Source organism: Porcincola intestinalis (assembly GCF_009696445.1).
In the GTDB taxonomy this organism is placed as follows: domain Bacteria; phylum Bacillota; class Clostridia; order Lachnospirales; family Lachnospiraceae; genus Porcincola; species Porcincola intestinalis.
Genome location: NZ_VULZ01000005.1, coordinates 95,047 through 113,842, shown reverse-complemented (window position 1 = coordinate 113,842; position 18,796 = coordinate 95,047). Strand labels below are relative to the sequence as shown.

General features: G+C 54.0%; 15 protein-coding genes. 1 reads left to right on the top strand and 14 read right to left on the bottom strand.

All coding sequences use genetic code 11. The annotated features are described in order from the left end of the window. Positions 1 to 24 precede the first annotated feature (24 nt). The 14 genes from xylB to mraZ form a co-directional block, all read right to left on the bottom strand. Complete coding sequence (xylB, locus tag FYJ35_RS06240; RefSeq protein ID WP_154524639.1) at positions 25 to 1,503, bottom strand: xylulokinase; 1,479 nt, start codon at positions 1,501 to 1,503, stop codon at positions 25 to 27. Between the two features lie 246 nt (positions 1,504 to 1,749). Further along, positions 1,750 to 2,658, bottom strand: coding sequence for a diacylglycerol/lipid kinase family protein (locus tag FYJ35_RS06235; RefSeq protein ID WP_154524637.1), 909 nt, complete (start codon positions 2,656 to 2,658; stop codon positions 1,750 to 1,752). A 264-nt stretch (positions 2,659 to 2,922) separates the two neighbouring features. Next, positions 2,923 to 4,359 carry a radical SAM protein gene (locus FYJ35_RS06230; RefSeq protein WP_154524635.1) on the bottom strand — a complete coding sequence of 479 codons (1,437 nt, stop codon included), beginning with the start codon at positions 4,357 to 4,359 and terminating at the stop codon, positions 2,923 to 2,925. 78 nt (positions 4,360 to 4,437) lie between these two features. Beyond that, complete coding sequence (locus tag FYJ35_RS06225) at positions 4,438 to 5,010, bottom strand: manganese efflux pump MntP (protein WP_154524633.1); 573 nt, start codon at positions 5,008 to 5,010, stop codon at positions 4,438 to 4,440. Between the two features lie 229 nt (positions 5,011 to 5,239). After that, complete coding sequence (gene aroD / locus FYJ35_RS06220; protein ID WP_205839742.1) at positions 5,240 to 6,037, bottom strand: type I 3-dehydroquinate dehydratase; 798 nt, start codon at positions 6,035 to 6,037, stop codon at positions 5,240 to 5,242. A gap of 217 nt (positions 6,038 to 6,254) precedes the next feature. After that, the gene (locus tag FYJ35_RS06215; RefSeq protein ID WP_235906419.1) at positions 6,255 to 7,148 is read right to left on the bottom strand and encodes a shikimate dehydrogenase; all 894 of its coding nucleotides are present in this window, start codon (positions 7,146 to 7,148) and stop codon (positions 6,255 to 6,257) included. Positions 7,149 to 7,229: 81 nt separating this feature from the next. Then, a complete protein-coding gene (gene ftsZ / locus FYJ35_RS06210) occupies positions 7,230 to 8,408 on the bottom strand; it encodes a cell division protein FtsZ (protein ID WP_154524820.1) in 1,179 nt (392 codons plus the stop codon). A gap of 148 nt (positions 8,409 to 8,556) precedes the next feature. Further along, entirely contained in the window at positions 8,557 to 9,723 is a 1,167-nt protein-coding gene (locus tag FYJ35_RS06205; RefSeq protein ID WP_205839741.1) for a cell division protein FtsQ/DivIB, read from the bottom strand. Between the two features lie 207 nt (positions 9,724 to 9,930). Beyond that, positions 9,931 to 11,340, bottom strand: coding sequence for a UDP-N-acetylmuramoyl-L-alanine--D-glutamate ligase (gene murD, locus FYJ35_RS06200; RefSeq protein WP_154524625.1), 1,410 nt, complete (start codon positions 11,338 to 11,340; stop codon positions 9,931 to 9,933). Positions 11,341 to 11,453: 113 nt separating this feature from the next. After that, complete coding sequence (gene mraY, locus FYJ35_RS06195) at positions 11,454 to 12,419, bottom strand: phospho-N-acetylmuramoyl-pentapeptide-transferase (RefSeq protein ID WP_277067855.1); 966 nt, start codon at positions 12,417 to 12,419, stop codon at positions 11,454 to 11,456. A gap of 7 nt (positions 12,420 to 12,426) precedes the next feature. Further along, on the bottom strand, positions 12,427 to 14,694 hold the full coding sequence (locus FYJ35_RS06190) for a peptidoglycan D,D-transpeptidase FtsI family protein (RefSeq protein WP_154524621.1): 2,268 nt from the start codon (positions 14,692 to 14,694) through the stop codon (positions 12,427 to 12,429). A 72-nt stretch (positions 14,695 to 14,766) separates the two neighbouring features. Continuing rightward, positions 14,767 to 15,258: a hypothetical protein gene (locus tag FYJ35_RS06185; RefSeq protein WP_154524619.1), complete on the bottom strand. Its 492-nt coding sequence runs from the start codon at positions 15,256 to 15,258 to the stop codon at positions 14,767 to 14,769. 134 nt (positions 15,259 to 15,392) lie between these two features. Further along, on the bottom strand, positions 15,393 to 16,334 hold the full coding sequence (gene rsmH, locus FYJ35_RS06180; RefSeq protein WP_154524617.1) for a 16S rRNA (cytosine(1402)-N(4))-methyltransferase RsmH: 942 nt from the start codon (positions 16,332 to 16,334) through the stop codon (positions 15,393 to 15,395). 42 nt (positions 16,335 to 16,376) lie between these two features. Further along, positions 16,377 to 16,808, bottom strand: a complete 432-nt coding sequence (gene mraZ, locus FYJ35_RS06175) for a division/cell wall cluster transcriptional repressor MraZ (protein ID WP_154524616.1) — start codon at positions 16,806 to 16,808, stop codon at positions 16,377 to 16,379. 352 nt (positions 16,809 to 17,160) lie between these two features. Between mraZ and FYJ35_RS06170 the strand changes: the two genes are divergently transcribed. Further along, the gene (locus FYJ35_RS06170; protein ID WP_205839740.1) at positions 17,161 to 18,774 is read left to right on the top strand and encodes a glycoside hydrolase family 32 protein; all 1,614 of its coding nucleotides are present in this window, start codon (positions 17,161 to 17,163) and stop codon (positions 18,772 to 18,774) included. The last annotated feature ends 22 nt before the right edge of the window (positions 18,775 to 18,796 follow it).

Genomic DNA, 18,796 nt, shown 5'->3' with positions numbered 1-18,796 from the left:
CGGTCTCGTTTCCCACGCCTTCCGTCACTGAAGCTTTGGAAACAACTCCTTCAGCGCCGGATAAATCTGTCTGAACTGCTGATACTTTTCCTCGTACTTCCGGACAAGCTCCGGATCCGGCTCCTCCGTCCTGCTGATCCGGACGATCTTCTCACATGCCGTCCTGACATCCGGGTATTCCCCGCAGGCAACTGCTGCCAGCATCGCGCCGCCCATGGACGGTCCTTCGACACTCTCCGGAATCTCAAGCGTCAGATTACAGACATTTGCGACAATCTTTCTCCAGAGCGGGCTCTTCGATCCGCCTCCGACGATCGTGCTCTTCGTGACGGAGATGCCCAGACTTCTCGCAATCTCGAGGGAATCCCTCAGGCCGAAGGCAACACCCTCCAGCATCGCCTGCGTCATATCCGCGCGCGTGGTGTCCATGGTCATCCCGATGAAGGTGCTTCTCGCAAGCGGGTCATTCAGCGGGGAACGCTCGCCCATCAGGTACGGCAGATAGAAGACGTGATTCCCGCCCAGTCGGTCATCTGTAATCTCTGCCTGCTCTGCCGGGTAATCCTTCGTATGAAGAATCTGCTCCGTCCACCACTTGTTGCAGGAGGCAGCCGAGAGCATGCAGCCCATCAGATGGAAGCTTCCGTCCGCATGTGCGAAATCATGGACCGCATTCTGTCCGTTCATGCTGACGAAATGATCCGCGGAGATAAACAGTGTTCCGCTCGTTCCGAGCGAAATGTTGCACCTTCCTTCCCCGACGGTCCCGGTCCCGACAGCGGAGGCGGCATTGTCCCCCGCTCCGGCTGCAACAACTGTGCTTTCCGGAATGCCAAGTTCCTGTGCAACCTCTCTCTTCACGCAGCCCGTCTTCTCATAGCTTTCATAAAGCCGGGGCAGCATCTCCTCTGAAATGCCGCAGATTCTGCACATGTCGGCCGACCAGCACTTATGCGCCACATCCAGAAGCAGCATGCCGGATGCATCGGAATAGTCTGTCGAGAATACACCCGTCAGGCGGTAAGCCAGGTAATCCTTCGGCAGCATGATTTTCCTGCATCTTGCGAAGTTCTCCGGCTCATGCTCCTTCACCCACAGAATCTTCGGTGCTGTGAAGCCGGCGAATGCGATGTTGGCGGTATACTGCTCAAGCTTCTTTCTGCCGATTACCTCGTTCAGATAGTCGGTCTCCTTTGTCGTACGCCCATCGTTCCACAGGATCGCCGGGCGGATGACCTGATCTTTCTCATTAAGCATCACGAGTCCGTGCATCTGGCCGCCGAAGCTGATGCCCGCCACCTGACTCTTATCCTGCCCCTCGAGCAGTTCCTTTACGCCTTCCATGGACTGTGTGTACCAGTCCTCCGGATTCTGCTCCGACCATCCCGGGTGAGGAAATGAAAGGCCGTATTCCTTTGATACGATCCTGACAATTTCGCCCCCGGAATTCATCAGCAGCAGCTTGACAGCCGACGTGCCAAGGTCGATTCCGATGTACAGCATCTTATCTCCTTTCCGCTTTCCGTCTATTTGTACGTACATATTTAAGCATTTGCGCCCTCATGTTGTCCGTACTGGTTCCACATTTGTCCTTATCATACTCTATCTTTTGTCTATTTTCAATAATGGATATCACGTTTCTCGCAATGTTATCGTTGTTTCGGAAACGGTCGTCTTCAAAAAAGGCGGCATGCCGTCGCATGCCGCCTTGACAGTTCTTTACCTGGTTCAAACCGAATCCGGAACAGGTCACTCCGCCGTCTTCAGGTCATCATTCCCGGGGACGATGATTGGAATCGCCCTGGGAATGTTCTCAATTACTGCGTGTTTCCGTTTCCCTCCGAACTCCCCGTCCCGCGTCCAGGAAACCGGTTCGTCGAACCAGATCTCCAGCTTCGATGTCTTGAAATACGTGATATTTTTGTTCGGTGTCTTGTTCAGGACGCTGTTGATCATGGCAGGGTACTCAACCGCCAGTGCCGGCGAGTGAAACAGGACCACCTCAAAGACCCCGTCATTGAGTGTCACATCACGCCCTGTGATCCCCTTGAATCCGCCGACGGAGTCGGAGTTTGTGATCATCCCGAGAAGGAAGTCCCCCTCCCCGGACATTTCCCGGCTCTCGTACCGGAGGTGATACGCCTTCAGGTTATTCAGGCTCTGCATGCCGCGGATCACATAAGCCGCATGGCCGAGCAGATTTTTCATATCCTGCGGGGTGTCATAGGATACCTCCACAAACGCTCCGAATGCCGCCACATAGACAAAATAGCTGTCATCAAGCCGGCCGAGATCACACTGGTAAACCGTTCCGTTCATAATCGATCGGGCAGCCTTTCTCATCTGTTTCGGGATACCCAGACTCTGTGCATAATCGTTTGTGCTGCCGGCCGGAATATAGCCAAGCGGACGCGTGAACCGTCCTGTCTGCATCCCGGTCACCACCTCATCCAGCGTTCCGTCCCCACCGCTGCAGACAATCAGGTCAAATGCATCCCCGAACTCCTGCGTTATACGTGTCGCATCCTTCGGTTCAATGGTCGGATGCACGACAATCTCATAGTCATCCCTTGAAAACTCCTCCAGAATATAGGACAGCTGATCCCGTACAACACCCTTCCCGGATCTCGGATTGTAGATAAACAGCATTCTCTTCATCGCAGAAAACCTCCCTGCCGCTCTGTAATCGGATACTGACCTTGTCTGCTCTCCGCCTGAACACGCCACATACGCAGAGGGCGCCTTCCGGATATCCCGTAAGGCGCCTTCTGATATTCACGATCGCAGCACACCCGCCCCGCCGTCTCTCCCTCGCTGCCTCATGCAGCCTGCGGAGTCTCTCCGGCATCTACCTGACCAATATGTAACGATAGTGTAAAGCTTTTGAATGATGAATGCAAGCCGCAGGTTCTGCATCCCGTCTTAGCTTCTGGACGCTTCAGCTCCGGAAGCATCCTTCTGACTGAACCCTGCCCAGTTCTCATATTTGTGCGGATGGTAATCGGTCTGTGCCCAGAGCTTGTCTGCCACCGGCTTCCAGGCCTTCGCATAGTCCACACACTTTCCGCAGAGATGCTCTGCGCTCTCCGGCTCCTGAAGATCCGTGGAGTGCGCTCCGGATTTATTGACCATCTGAGTCAGCACACCCGGGTTCTCCAGCATCGGGCACGGGCGAAGCATGTTCTTGTTGAACGGCTGATGTGCCCGGTACTGCATGAACAGCGGGGACTGCAGGCATTCCAGAACAGACTTCTCATGGATGTTCGAATCAGAGTAGTGGATGAAAACACAAGGCTCTGCATCTCCATTTGCATTGATGTGGAAATAGTTTCTTCCGCCGGCAATGCAGCCTCCGACAAACTCGCCGTCATTCTGGAAATCCATCGTGTAGATCATCTTGCCGCCCTTGTTGGCACGGATCTCACGGATTCTGTGATAAATGTATTCACGCTGCTCCGGGCTCGGCATCAGGTCCGGTGCTGCCTTCATGCCAACCGGCATCAGATGGAAGTACCAGCTGAAACGGACGCCCTTCTCAATCTCCATATCCAGGAATTCGTCGGATGTGACTGTCTCGAGATTCTTTGCTGTGTAGCAGATCGATGTCCCGAAGAAGCAGCCATGCGCCTTCAGAATATCCATCGCCTTCATGACACGCGCAAAGACACCATCGCCGCGGCGAAGATCATTGACCTCGGAGAAGCCTTCCAGGGAAATGGAGAAGCTCAGGTTTCCGACCTTGCGGACCTCCTCCGCGAACTCATCATCGATCAGAGTTCCGTTCGTGTAGGCGTGGAACTCACAGTCATGGTGCTTTTTGCAGAGCTTCAGGATGTCTGCCTTGCGGACAAGCGGCTCGCCGCCTGTGAACATGTAAAAGTATACGCCAAGCTCCTTGCCCTGCGTGACGATGCGGTCCAGGTCCTCGAAGCTCAGGTTCAGCTTGTGGCCATACTCGGCCGCCCAGCAGCCAGTGCAGTGCAGGTTGCAGGCAGAGGTCGGATCCATCAGGATCAGCCACGGGATATTGCAGCCGTATTTCTCACGGTTTGCGCGGATGGTCTTGGTTCCGTTGATCATCGCCTCAAACACCAAGTTGAGCAGTGTCATCTTCAGAACATTCGGATCCAGCTCGTCGATCAGCTTGTTCAGGTACTGGTTCCACTTTTCATTCGGATCGGTAAGAAACTTGCGGAACATCGCATAGGTTTCTTTTGAAAATGTATCCGGCGCGAACTTCTCAATCACGTTCAGCGCATCCGTAAGTCCCTTCTCACGGTCTTTGTAAACTCTGTCAAGCATGACATCAAGAGCCTTGCTGAATGCAAGCCGTGCTGCTTTGTGTGTAAAACTGGCCATTTTGTACCCCTCCCAAATAAAATACAACGAGCACCGCGCCGTCATCTGATGCAGTGCCAGGTTCCGAAAAGCGGACCGTTAAAAGTACCGCACAAGGATTTCAACCCCGACAAACAGAAGGCAGGAGCCTCCGACTGCAAAGAAGCCTTTTCTGTACCTGCAGCCATCCCTGTAGCCCATATAGATCCCTGAAAAAACCGCGATAACGGTCGCTGCCGCCAGAACACCGGTTGCCAGGTAGATATTGTGGCCGATAAAGCCCCACCCGATACCGCAGATGAATGCGAACACTGCGACCCCGATGGCCTGGAGAATCGTTCTTGTGATGGAAATCTCCGTCAGGTGTTCGTCGATCTCCCGCTCCGTAAATGCCTTAAAAAGCATGTAGGCGGCGATGATCAGAAACAGGACAACTGCACAGAAGTAACAGAACTTCTTCAGATCTGTAGATGAAGAATTCCTGAAGAACGTAATCCTTGTCAGTCTGAAGCCCGCAAGCATCGACAGGCTTTCAAACACAAAGAAAAAGACGCAGAGCATCAGCAGGCTTCCCGGCCTGATGCGCCGGATCATTGCTCCGTCTTTCTGGGAGATCAGGAATACATTGATTGATAATCCCGCAACCACGAGAAGAATCTCCGCGATACTCAAACATCTACCTCCCAAATGCTGTCTGTTGATCAGGCATACTCCGTCTGTCAGGTGAAAGTGTACGGGAAGGGTCTTGTATTTGCAAAATACAACCTTTCAGGCATGAAAAAAAAAGGGCGACAAACTCTCCGGAGTGTCGCCCTTTTTCCCTGCTGTCCTCTTTCTGTCGTCAAGTGACTGACGTTTTCCCTGGGTTCCTTGAGAAGACAGGATTCAGATCGCATCTTCCTTATAGAAGCGAAGGCAGGACGGTCCTCAGCACCTCCGCCTTCAGCTGCCCAGGTGCAGATTCCCCTCCGATTGTCCCGAATGTGATGCAGCTTCCCGAGAAAGTCCCGCAGACTCTTGTCATGCTTCCAAGGCTTCCCATTGACATTGTGATGAAGGGCCGGTCGGCCCACTCCTCCTGCATCTGGACGCTGGCAAACAAAAGCTCGAGCACATCCTCCCGGTCTTTCGGCATAACAGCAATCTTTGTAATGTCAAACCCGGCCATCTGCATCCCCGCCATCTTTTTCACCAGTTCATCCGCCGGGGGCGTTCCGTGGAAGTCATGGAACGATCCAATCACGCGTGCGCCACGTCCATGGATGTCGGAAAGCAGGCTCATCCTGTCCCCCTCCATCATTGAAAGCTGAAGATCGACCAAATCAGCTCCCTCCTGAGCGGCGCACAGATTCATCTCCCTGTATGAGTCGAAGGACACTTCTCTGTTTCCGCCTTCCTCCTTCGTCCGGAATGTAAACAGGATCGGCTTGTCCCCGACCGCCTTCCGCAGGCGCCGAAGGCTCTCAGATAGCTCCCGGGTCCCACCGAACGGACAGATGTCCGCCCGGAGCTCAACAAGATCATAGAAATCCCGGATCCCTTCGAGCCGGGTCAATGCCTTCTCCAGCTGTTCCGGGTCTGACGCGACAACCGGGACACAGATCTTCGGCACGCCGTCACCGAGCATGAGACCGCGGACCTGTACCGGCACGATCCTGCTCTCAGAAAGATTGTTCAGTTCAGATATCATTTCCATCATAATATAGTTCCTCTGGTGTCGCTTGTCCGTATGCCGGCTGGCGTGCAAGCACGCCACTTCCCAGCCGTATAAGTCCTCCGCGCTGCTTCGCAGCGCTCGCAGGCATTCGCATTCCCGCGCCGCGCTGCGCCGCTTCATGCTCATGCCTGCTGGTGTCGCTTGTCCGTATGCCAGCTGGCGTGCAAGCACGCCGCTGGCATACGGACAAGCGACGGACTTATACGGCAAAATATTTCTGGCGAACTTCAGGGACGGGCATGTCCTGCCCTGTCCACAGGCGAAAGGCCTCCGCGCCCTGGTACAGCAGCATATACATTCCGTTGAGTGTCTGGCAGCCTCTTGCCTGCGCTTCCCTGAGAAGTCTGGTCTGTCTGGGATTGTATATGACATCGGCAACGATTAAGCCTTCGTGGAGGCAGCCTGTATCTGGAAGCGGCAGCTGGTTTTCTGCGTCTGCAGGCAGGTCCGGCTTCTTCATCCCGACGGAAGTCGCATTCGCAAGAATGCCGGAGGCGTCGATTGCCTCTCCGATTGCATGTGCATCCTCCAGGTCCACGACATCCGCCCTGCAGGCTGTGTTCTCTGTGATAACCTGTGCCAGCACCTCCGCATGGCGAAAGGACCGGCTTTTCCTGTTGGCAATGTGTAGTTTTTTTACCCCGTCCAGCGCTGCCTGGACGGCAATCGCGCTCCCTGCGCCGCCGGCCCCGAGAAGTGTCATCTCCTGCCCGGCTGCATGAACTCCCGCCCTTCGCAACGATTCCATGAATCCGAATCCGTCCGTATTATAACCAGTCAGCTTTCCATGATCATTGACAACCGTATTGACAGCCCCGATCATCCGCGCCGCCGGGGACAATTCATCGAGATATTCCAGCACAGCCGTCTTGTCCGGCATCGTCAGGTTGAACCCGAAGCAGTCCAGGTTCCGGAATGTCCGGACCGTTTCCCCAAGCTGCTCCGGCTGGACACTGAAGCAGAGGTAGACCGCATCAATTCCAAGTCTGCGAAAACTGTAATTGTGCATCTGCGGTGAAATGCTGTGCGCAACAGGGTACCCGAGCAGTCCTCCGAATCTTGTGTGTCCAGTGATCTCATATTTCCCGGCCAATCTGGTTTCCTCCATCAGGTATGTTTGAAGAAAGCCTCCGGTTTCATGCCGGAGGCCTTCTGCTTCGTTCTGTTTGATTCTTCAGCTTCTTCTTAAGAATTCCGGAATCTGGATATCCTGAGGCGTCACCTTGCTGGTCGGTGCCTTCAGCGTCGCGTTCTGTGCCGGAATGGACGGAGCCTTCGGCGCCGGCTGGGCTGCCGGGCGCTGGAAGCTGAACCCGCTCTTCGGTCTTTCGGTCTTCCTGTAGCGGAAATCCGTTCCCGCTGTCGGCTGGGAAAGTCCCTTGTGAAGCCCGAGCAAAGATCCCTGCTCCTCGTTCGGATCCTCAATTCCCGTTGCGATGACCGTGATACTGCACTCATCAGCATATGTGTCGTCGTACATCGCGCCGAAGATGATGTTCGCGTTCTCACCGGCAAGCTCCTGTACATAGCCCGCTGCGTCACTTGCATCCATCAGACTGATGTCCCCGCTCACATTGATGATAATATTGGTCGCGCCTTCAATCGTTGTCTCAAGCAGCGGGCTTTCAACTGCCTGCTTGACTGCCTCAATCGCCTTATCGTCACCCTTTGCCTGTCCGATTCCTATGTGCGCAATTCCCTTGTCCTGCATGACAGTTCTTACATCCGCGAAGTCAAGGTTGATCAGCGCCGGAAGGTTGATCAGATCCGTGATGCCGGATACCGCCTGCTGGAGCACTTCATCTGCTTTCCTGAAAGCCTCCGGCATCGTCGTCCTGCGGTCCACGACCTCAAGAAGCTTGTCGTTCGGAATCACAATGAGCGTGTCGACATTCTCCTTCAGCTTTTCAATTCCGTTCAGGGCATTGGTCATACGAACCTTTCCCTCGAATCGGAACGGCTTCGTCACGACGCCGACTGTCAGAATGCCCATCTCCTTTGCGACGCCCGCAATGACAGGTGCAGCTCCTGTTCCGGTTCCGCCGCCCATCCCGCAGGTAACAAAAACCATGTCTGCCCCCTGGACAGCATTCTTGATGTCCTCGGTGCTCTCCTCAGCGGCCTGCTCTCCGACCTCCGGCCGGGCGCCGGCTCCAAGCCCTTTCGTGATCTTCTCTCCGATCTGGATGACGCTCGGTGCCTTTGACATGGCAAGCGCCTGTTTATCTGTATTGACTCCGATGAATTCGACCCCGGCGATGGTATCATCGACCATCCTGTTGACCGCATTGTTGCCGGCTCCGCCGACCCCGATGACAATAATCTTTGCTCCCGGTTCAGAGTCATTCGACATAATCTCTAACACTGAAGTCTCCTCCTTGACTGATGAAGGTCCTGTATAGGTGTATCGCCTATATCCCTTTCAATATAAGTGCTTTTACCCGATATTGCAAGTTTTTTACCTGATTCAGGCAGTTTCTCCCTTACAGTTTTTTCGTTTCTTACTGGACAAGCTGTCCCGTCGCCGGGTCAATGACGTTCCAGTATGCATCCTTGATATTTCCGTTCTCATCAACCGTGCAGCCTGCAATCGGATTTCCGGAAGCATCCACGACCTGTCCGTTCTCGATATGAGCGTCGTAGTGCAGGGTGCCATTGCTGTCGAACGCCATCACACCCTTTGTCGAATTCTGACTGCTGTCTTCGTCCTGGTTCTTTTCATTCTGGCTGTTTTCATTCTGGCTGTTTTCATTCTGACTGTTTTCGTTCTGTCCCTGACTGTCCGCGTCCTGGCCCTGGCCATTCGTATTCTGATTGTCCGCATTCTGGGACTGTCCATTCTCAGCTGTCCCTGAATCCTGATCAGAACCTGCTGATGCATCCGTCTGACTTGTGTCGGTTCCGACGCCTGTGAGTGTCTCTCCGGAATCTCCGCCTTCCGTCTCGTCAGACTGTTTTCCGGTCTCCTTGAATGTGATGCTTGTATTCTTTCCTGTGAAGCCTTCCATGTTGAGTGTCCCGGTTCTGGAAGAAATCTTCGGGTAGATCTGGACAAGATTTGCGATCTTCTCCTCCAGATACTCATCCTGGCCCAGCTTGACCGTCACGCTCCCGTAGCGCAGCGTCATGTTCCCGCTGCTGTCGAAGCTGACGCTGTCCGGAATAAAGTCCGACTGAATCAAAAGCTGCGTAATGCTCAGCATTGTGCGGAAGGTGGAGGTATTGGTAACCGGAAGTTTCTGATATAGTTCCGGACTCCCGGTATCGACTCCTGTGACAAGCGGAACCCCGCTTCTCACCTCGTCGGTGATCATCTGGACGATCCCGTTTTCATCGAAATACACATTCTTTCCATCCACCTGAACGCGGCCGATCAGGCTGCTCTCCACCACCGTGACCTTCACAGAGGTCGGAGACTGAATCGATGCTTTCACAGAAGTCAGGTACGGCGCCTCCGGGGACGCGACGGCACTTCTGTATTTCCAGGCAAAATAGAGGGTGTTTTTCAGAAGGCTGGTAGATGTCAGATCACTGCTGATCTGATCTGTACTGTAGCGGTCATTTCCTTCAACCGTCACATGCCGGATCTGAAATCCGTACACCACGATCAGCGTAGCCGCCGCAAGCACAGCAAGAAAGATAACAATTGCACGAAGAATTCTGTTCACAGACCTCTCTCCATATCCAGGTGGTTCAGGCAAACTGGCGGTGTATGACAATACCAGCCGTCTCGCCTGTTTTTATGCCCTCCGCGGTGAAACACCGTGCGGAGGGCATCAGATATCCGGCAGTCTTATTCACAGCAGGCAGAAGTCCCCTGGGACCTTGCCGCCGGTCATGAGATAAGCGCTGCCGGTCAGGGTAGCATTTACAATTCATGTAAGGGAGCGGACATATTCCTTGAAGATTCTGCCGCGCTCCTCATAATTCGGAAACATTCCCCAGCTGGCGCAGGCGGGCGACAGCAGCACGGCATCCCCCGGTCTGGCCAGTGACACACACTTGTCAAAGGTTTCCCGGAAGGTATCGCACAGATAAACCTCCGTAAATCCATGCTTCCTGGCACATTCGGCAATCTTTTCCTTTGTCTGTCCGACCAGAACAAGCGCGCGTACTTTTCCACCGAAGCTCTCGATCCACTCGTCGTAGCTGCTCCCCTTGTCGTAGCCACCGCCAATCAGGATCGTCGGCCGGTTCATCGCAAGAACTGCCCGGATCGCGGCATCCGGATTCGTTCCCTTGGAATCATTATAATAGGCGACTCCGCCTACCTCCTCCACGAACTCGATCCGGTGCTCAACCGCCTTGAAGGCTCTCAGGACTTCACAGATCTCCTGAAGCGGAACACCGGCAGCCAGCGCCGAGAGAGACGCTGCAGCAACATTTTCGTAATTGTGCGTCCCAAGCAGTCTCAGCTCATGAACGTTTATCACATCCTGTGTCGTGCCGCTCTTTCGGTCCGCGAGCTTCAGGACATCTCCATCCAGATACATGCCATCCTCAAGCGTGCGTCTGCTTGAAAAATACCAGACCTTCACACGGTCCTTCACGGATTCTCCAAATGCGTGCAGGACATCGTCCTCATAATTCAGGACCAGGACATCTTCCGGTGTCTGGTTCTCTGCGATCCGCTCCTTCACCCGTATGTATTCTTCCATCGTGTGATGGCGGTTTAAATGATCGGGCGTGATGTTCGTAATCGCGGCGATATGCGGGTGGAACCGGTCAATCGTCTCGAGCTGAAAGGAGCTGACCTCTGCCACGCAGACCGAAGACGCGTCTGTCCTGAGCGCGGCATCCGTATAGGGATTCCCGATGTTGCCGACCACGTACACATGCTGCCTTCCCAGGTGGCGCTTCATAATTTCCCCGAGAAGCGAGACCGTCGTCGTTTTTCCGTTGGTTCCCGTGACGGCCATGACAGTTCCCTCAGAGCAGCGGTATGCCAACTCGATCTCTCCCCAGATCGGGATCCCTGCCTCCCGGATGCGGCGGACAGGCGGTATATCTGTCGGCACGCCCGGGCTCATGACGCACAGATCCAGTCTCCCGAGCTGTTCATCAGAGAGCGTTCCGAGCACAATCGAAATGTCCGCCCCCTTCGGCAGGGAGGCCCTGATCCCTGCCTCATCCAGTTTCTCATTGCCATCATACAGTACCGGTCTGGCTCCGATGTTCAGCAGCAGCCTGACAGAGCCAATCCCGCTCTTCCCGGCCCCGACAACCAGTACATTCTTGTCCTTTAAATCCTGTTTCACAATTTCTCCTCTGCCGCTCTGCGGCATCTGACCTCCCCCGATGTAACCTGTCTTCTGCCTGATACTTCCTGTTCAAGCCGGCTCCGGCCCTGCTGCCGGCGCTCTTTCAGAGCACTTGCACAGATCGCATCCCCGGCCCCTTACAGGCGGATGCTTGCCAGAAGGCAAAGCAGGATGGTTACAATTGTAAACACACCGACAACCCTGGTCTCCGACCACCCGCTGAGTTCAAAATGATGGTGAATCGGCGCCATCCGGAAAAAGCGTTTTCCGCCTGTCTTCCGGAAATAGGTCACCTGGATGATGACGGAAAGCACTTCCACGAGATAAACCAGTCCCACAATCAGGATAAATATCGGCATCTTCATTGTGTACGCACACCCGGACACAAATCCGCCCAGCGCCAGGGATCCGGTATCCCCCATAAAAACCTTTGCAGGATGGACGTTATAAAGCAGAAAGCCCAGCAGGGCACCGAATGTCGCCGCCGTGATCGGTTCGATATTCCCTCCGAGTGTCATGGACGCATAGGTAAAGAAAACGGCCACCGCTGCTGTTACAGAGGAGGAAAGACCGTCCAGGCCATCGGTGAAATTCACCCCGTTCACGGTCCCGATGATCGCGAGGTAGGAAAGGATGGTTCCAAAAATCCGAACCCCCATCCCCGATATGACTTTCCCTTCGGTGAACGGAATCAGGAAATCGAAGCATTCCGGCTCCCTCACCCAGAGGAAGATCACAAAGATGGTTGTCACGACAATCTGAAACGCCATCTTCTGCTTCGGAAGAAGTCCGTCTGATTTTCTCTTCACAACCTTCAGATAGTCATCGAGAAATCCGATGACGCCGAATCCCGCAGTCAGAATCAGAATCGGGATAATCCTCGGATAGCGGGAGGCAAAGACCAGAGAGGTCAGGATGACCGATGTCAGGATTGCGATGCCGCCCATTGTCGGCGTCCCGGCCTTCTTGAGATGACTCTGAACGCCCTCCACCCGCTCGGTCTGTCCGACCTTCAGTCTGATCAGAAACGGAATCAGAATCGGGCACAGTACAGCCGTCATCATAAATGAAAGAAATACCGCCAGTATGGTATCCAGGCTAATCGTCATCTCAGTTTCCTCCTGCTCCGGCGATCGTCACATCCCCGGCCTGCTCCCTTGCCTGATCCGACACCTCTGCCCCGCTCCAGGTCGAATCCGACTTCTTGTCATCCTGCTGCTCTTCCGGCGGACTTGCGATATCAGGATTGTCTGCCGGCAGCTGTGAATCCGACTTGCTCTTCAGGGCGGACAGATCGACCTCAATCACATTTCCCTTCGCATCCGTCACAGTCCCCGCATCCCGGTTCACCGTCACCCCGTCGATCACATTCCCGCTGCTGTCCACAACCTCGCCCTTTGCGTTGACAGCTGCGTCATTGTACAGCTTCCCGTCTGCTCCAAAGCACTGGAAGGTCGCGCTCTTGATTTCATTTTCGACCGTCTCATCCTTTGTGATGCCCAGTTCCTGCAGAAGCTGGTCTGTGACGGGTTCTGTCGGATAAATTCCCATATACGGGAACACCTGCGTAGCGATCTTGCGGAAAAGTGTCTGCGGATAGGAAGAGTCTGCCTGCTCTTCCACATTCGGCTCATCGATGACAACATAGATGACCACCTTCGGGTCATCGATCGGCGCCGCTCCGATAAAGGAAACAAGATATTTTCCTTTTGCACGCTTTCCGGTTTCCGGATCGATCTTCTCTGCCGTTCCGGTCTTTCCACCTGTCAGATATCCGGGTACCCTCGACTTCTTTCCGGTGCCCTGTTCCACGGCTGTCTGGATATAACGCCTGATGTAGCGGGAAACCTCCTGAGAGACCGGCTGGCGAAGCACAAGCGGCTCCACCGTGCTGGATGTCGTTCCGTCTGCGTTCAGGATCGCTCCAACCACATGCGGCTGGTAGTAATACCCTCCGTTGATCGCTGCACTGAAGGCTGCTGCCTCCTGCACCATGTTGACCGTAAATCCCTGCCCGAAGGAACAGGTTGCCAGCTCAACCTCGTGCATCGTGTTCTCGTTGTAGATCACACCGGCATTCTCATTCGGCAGGTCGATGCCCGTCTGGCTTCCGAAGCCGAATGCTTTTTCATACCGGATGAAATTCTTTACCCCCAGCTTGGCACCGACCTCCATCAGCGCGACGTTGCAGGAATTGACGATGGCATACTCCAGCGTCTCGTCCCCGTGTCCGTAGATGTTGTCACAGTTGATCTTCGTGTCCGTGATGAACAGGGAGCCGCCGCAGTAAAAATGGTCCCCGTCATGGACCACCCCTTCCTCAAGGGCAGAGGCAACTGTAATCGGCTTGACAACCGATCCCGGCTCATAGCTCTGGGACACACAGAAATTCTCCCAGCTTTTATTCAGCGCCTCCACATAGGCATCATTGCCCATCTTTTTTATTTCTTCCTGCGTATAATCCCCGTATGGATCACTGAGATCATACTCATGGTTGGACGCCATGGCCAGAATGCTGCCTGAGTTAGGATCCATGACGATCACACCGACGTTTTTCGCGCCTTTTCCGTCCGAATCCTCCGTTCCGTACTCCTTGTCAAACGCATCGATCTGATCCTGGACTGCCTGCTGGATGTTCATGTTCAGCGTCATCTGAACCGTTTTCCCGTTGTCCGGTTCAATCGTAGACTGCTCAACTCCGGAGCTGCTGTCCAGATAACCGAACTGCCTGCCATCGGTTCCGGTCAGTGTTTTATTGTAGTAGTTCTCGATCCCGGTCACGCCATCGCCGATATCATTGGAAAAGCCGACCACATTCGCTGCAAGTGTTCCAAACGGGTAGGTCCTCTGGTAAACCTCCTCGAACCAGACCCCCTGGATATCTGCACGCTCATCCTTCTCCGCCTGCAGGACCTTATCGGACTTGCCGCCGCTCTTCTCCGTTTCCTCGAGGTCCTTTCCGGCTTTATACGCCTCAAAGGTATCTTTCTGGTCTTTCGTAACCTTCTGCACCAGGACCTGGTACCGGGAGTTCTTCGTCGCATCAGAAGTTATAATCTTCCGGACCTTGTCCTCGTCCACGCCGAATTCCTTCGATACCGCCCGGATGGTCGGCTCGACATAATCCTCATCCTGGTTGATCGCATAGCAGTCGAGCACAACATTATATCGTCTCTCGCTCCGTGCCATGACAATCCCGTTCGCATCCACAATCTCGCCGCGTCTTGCCGGAATGGTTCTGGAGCTGTAGGTCTGCTGAGAAAGGACCTGCTTGGCATACTTGTTTCCCTTTGAGGCATTCACCACCGCGATCCGTATCAGAAGAAATACGATACATAACAAAACGAATGCAAATGCGGCTGTCAGCCTCCTTTGCATTCCTCTTGTAAATCTCTTTTCTTTTTTTTGTTTCCTGTTTCCTGTGGAAGTCAAATGTTTCTGTCTCCCCTGTTATTTGGAAGGAATCTCTCCATACTGCTTGACGTAATCGCTGTCCGGACTCTGATACGTGACGATCTGGCTCTGACTCGGGTATGTCATCCCGAGGTCGTCTATCGCCCGCTGTTTCAGCTTCTGAAGGTCGACTCCCGAAACGATCTCATTGTACGTTGTATCATTCTCAATCTTCAGGTTGTTGATCCTTGTCGTCAGCTCTGTCACCTGCTTCTGGTTATATGTGCAGATTGTCTGCTGCTTCAGGAAATAGATGCAGATCATGACCGTCACCACAGCACACACAGAAAGAAACACAACATACCGCATGTCCATATGCCGTGCACGTTCCCGATTCCGGATGACCTGCTGACTGACCTCGTGCACGCCTCTTTCCTGTGCCGGGAATACAGCCGCCTTCCGGACCGTATTGCCTTCTGCATACGCAGTATAGCGCTGCCCTCTGCCTCTTTCAAATTGTGCAATGTTTCCTGACTTTATCTTTGCCATGATTTTCCATCCTGCATTGTTCATCTTTCTGAAATCAGCGGTCCGGGAAGCGAAATTCAGTCTCCCCAGATGATTTCCGGTCCCTGCCTTGCTCTGCCATTCTCCCCGCAGAAGCGAAAGACCGCCGTATTCTTTCAGATGATTGTCCGCTCAAAGACACGCAGCTTTGCGCTCTTTGACCTTGGGTTCTCTTCAGTCTCCTCCTCCGAAGGGATGATCGGTTTTCTGGTTATCACATGTCCCTTGGATTTCTTTCCGCACACGCAGACCGGGAATTCCGGTGGGCAGGTGCAGGGATTTTCATTTCGCCTGAAAGCCTCTTTCACAATCCGGTCCTCCAGCGAATGAAATGTGATGACGCAGATTCTTCCGCCGTCTGCAAGAAGGTCAATCATCCCGTCAAGGGAATCACTGAGAACATCCAGTTCCCTGTTGACCTCGATGCGGATTGCCTGGAAGGTTCTTTTGGCCGGGTGTCCGCCGCCCTCCCTTGCTTTCGCAGGAATCGCAGCCTTTATAATGGAAATCAACTCCCCAGTCGTTTCAATTGGTTTTTTCTCCCGCTCCGCTGTAATGTGCTTTGCGATATTCCTTGCAAACCGTTCCTCGCCATACTCCCTTATGACTCTGGTCAGTTCCTCGATGGAATACCCGTTTACGACTTCCCTTGCCGAAAGCTTCTGCCGCTGATCCATCCTCATGTCCAGCGGTGCATCCGCCCGGTAGCTGAAACCGCGCTGCGCATCATCGAGCTGATAGGAAGATACGCCCAGATCCAGAAGAATTCCGTCTGCCGATCTTACACCAAGCTCTGACAGCCGCTCTCTCATCTCCGAGTAATTGCTCCGGATGATCGAGACTCTGTCTTTATATGGTTCGAGGCGCCTTGTTGCGGCCTCGATCGCTGCGGCATCCTGGTCGAATCCAAACAGCCTTCCCTCCCCGGAAAGCCTCCTCGCAATCTGACTGGAATGCCCCGCTCCGCCAAGCGTTCCGTCCACATATGTCCCTTCAGGCCTGATCTTCAGACTGTCGATCACCTCATTCAACATGACCGGCTTATGCTGAAACTCCATCTTTCATCCTCCTTTGCCGGGCCCTTAATCCGGCGATGAGTCTTACAGACAAAGGTCCAGACCATCCAGCGCCTCCATGGACTCGTCGATGTTGTCCTCTTCTGCCTGCCTGTCGTACTGCTCCTTTGACCAGATCTCAATCCGTTTCATAGAGCCTTCCACGACAATGTCTCTCTGAAGATGAGCAAAATCCCTGAGCACCTCCGGCACAAGAATTCTCCCCTGCTTATCCATTTCACAGAGAGTCGCGCCTGCAGCAAAATGCCTGACAACCGCTCTGGCGTTTTTGTTTGTAAGTGGCAGTGCGGCCAGTTTCTCTTCGAAGGAATTCCATTCGCTCATCGGGAAGACATAGAGGCACCCATCCAGTCCCTTCGTCATCATGAACGACTCGCCGAGCTGTTCACGGAACTGTTTCGGGATGATCAGTCTGCCCTTTGCATCCAGGGTGTTATAATTTGCACCATAGAACATCCGAATTCCTCACCCGGAAATGAGGCGCCGGAAAGATGGATCTTTTCCATTTTTCCTCCCTTAAACACCACATTTCACCACTTTCTACCACTACGGCTCTTAGTTTAAAGCATCCTAGTGCATTCTGCAATGGAGAACATCTGTTTGCAGTCTCTGTTTTATGCACTTTTTTTGCTCCTTTTTCTACCACATCTGCCCGGCATGATGTGTATACTACACATGATGTTGTTTCAGATCCAAAAGAGGCCATGGAAAGAGCCCTGAAAAAAACTTCATCTGCAAATTTACAAGTTTTTCCATCTTTTCTATAATGAAGGCGAAACAAATCGAATGCATTGACAGAGGGAAATCGATGAACTATTTTCTTGACTCCTGGAGACCGGGATTTCACCTCTCTCCACCGGACGGATGGATGTCAGACCCCGTCGGTCTGTGTCAGATGAACGGCATCTACCACATTTTTTTCTTGTATACACCGGGAGACCCGACCGGCAGGTCCACGAAAGTCTGGGGACATTTCCAGGGCCGCTCGCTGACGGAGATGAAGTATGAGGGGATCGCGATTGCGGCTGGCGAACATGAGCGAGACGGTGTCTATCCAGGTTCTGCCCTCGTCGATGAACATGGCATGAACCTGTTCTACAGCGGCATCATCCGGTGTGCACCGGGCGAGTGCCCGGACGACGAAAACCGAATATCCAATCAGCTTCTGATCTGCTCAGAGGATGGCCGGGATTTCAGCCGGAAAACGCTTCTGCTCTCGAATCCTGATTACCCGGATAACCTGACATTGATGATTCGGGATCCGAACGTCTGGAAGGAGAACGACCGGTACAACATGGTGCTGGCAGCCGGGATGAAGGACAGTCCGCCGGATGGTGATGCTGCGGCGCCTTCATCCGCTTCGAGCATAGATGAAGCGGAATCCTGTACAGACGGAGGCAAAAAGAGTCACAGGAACAGGCCCGGGAACGGCTGCGCCCTCGTTTATACCAGCAAAGACCGGATCCACTGGGACTATCTGAAGGAGTACTACATCCCGGAGGGCTTCGGGTACCAGTGGGAATGCCCGGACTACTTTCATCTTGACGGCAAAACAGTGCTGTCCGTGTGCCCGCAGGGGCTGGATCAGGAGGACTACCACTTTCAGAACCACTATTCCGCCGGCTACTTTTTCGTGGAGGGAGAGACGCGCGGCGGCCAGCTGGTTCGAAGAGAAAGCTTCCATGAGTGGGATCAGGGCTTTGACTTCTATGCGCCGCAGACATTCGAGGATGCGGCCGGGCGCAGAATCCTGCTTGCTTGGGCAGGGATGCCAGATGCCTCCTATACCAATCTCACGGCAGACAAGGAGGGCTGGCAGGGAATTCTGACCGTCCCGCGCCAGCTGAGCGTCCGGAACGGCAGAATCCTGCAAAGGCCGGTCGATGAGATCCTTGCACTCCGGCAGACCCGGCTTGCACCGATGAACGGGGAGCCGGTCAGCTATGAAAACGGCACCGGCGAGCTGATGATCGGGGACGGGGACGGCAGTGTGCGCGTTCGGATCGGAAGCCTGCTTCAGCCGAATGTCGTAACGCTTCAGTACGAGGAGGGAGTTGTCACGCTCTCCCTTGAATCCGGTGTACGGAGGCTTTCAGCAAGGGCTGCGGCAGCGGCTCAGGCGGAGGGTGCAGTCCTTGCTGCTGACAGCCTTGTAGGCAGAGAGGACATCGCAGAAGCAGCAGCGAGGGCGTCCGGCGGTCGGAAGCTTCGGCGGGCAAAGGTCGGCGCACTCAGGAATCTGAGGATTCTGGTTGATTCCAGCATCATCGAGATTTTCATCAATGACGGGGAACACGTCATGACAACCCGGTACTATCCCAATCACAAGGATTCAAAGGTCCGGATGGTGAACGCGGAATATGGTCTTCGATCCTGCCAGTCCTGGGAATATCGGGAAATGGATGTCCCGTTCCCGGTCTGACCGCAGACTGATTACAGTGTCA

Coding starts and splice junctions, on each gene's coding strand:
- xylB (WP_154524639.1), bottom strand. CDS start 1,503: ATGCTGTACATCGGAATCGACCTTGGCACGTCGGCTGTCAAGCTGCTG.
- FYJ35_RS06235 (WP_154524637.1), bottom strand. CDS start 2,658: ATGAAGAGAATGCTGTTTATCTACAATCCGAGATCCGGGAAGGGTGTT.
- FYJ35_RS06230 (WP_154524635.1), bottom strand. CDS start 4,359: ATGGCCAGTTTTACACACAAAGCAGCACGGCTTGCATTCAGCAAGGCT.
- aroD (WP_205839742.1), bottom strand. CDS start 6,037: ATGATGGAAATGATATCTGAACTGAACAATCTTTCTGAGAGCAGGATC.
- ftsZ (WP_154524820.1), bottom strand. CDS start 8,408: ATGTCGAATGACTCTGAACCGGGAGCAAAGATTATTGTCATCGGGGTC.
- murD (WP_154524625.1), bottom strand. CDS start 11,340: ATGCCGCAGAGCGGCAGAGGAGAAATTGTGAAACAGGATTTAAAGGAC.
- FYJ35_RS06190 (WP_154524621.1), bottom strand. CDS start 14,694: ATGCAAAGGAGGCTGACAGCCGCATTTGCATTCGTTTTGTTATGTATC.
- FYJ35_RS06185 (WP_154524619.1), bottom strand. CDS start 15,258: ATGGCAAAGATAAAGTCAGGAAACATTGCACAATTTGAAAGAGGCAGA.
- rsmH (WP_154524617.1), bottom strand. CDS start 16,334: ATGGAGTTTCAGCATAAGCCGGTCATGTTGAATGAGGTGATCGACAGT.
- mraZ (WP_154524616.1), bottom strand. CDS start 16,808: ATGTTCTATGGTGCAAATTATAACACCCTGGATGCAAAGGGCAGACTG.
- FYJ35_RS06170 (WP_205839740.1), top strand. CDS start 17,161: ATGAACTATTTTCTTGACTCCTGGAGACCGGGATTTCACCTCTCTCCA.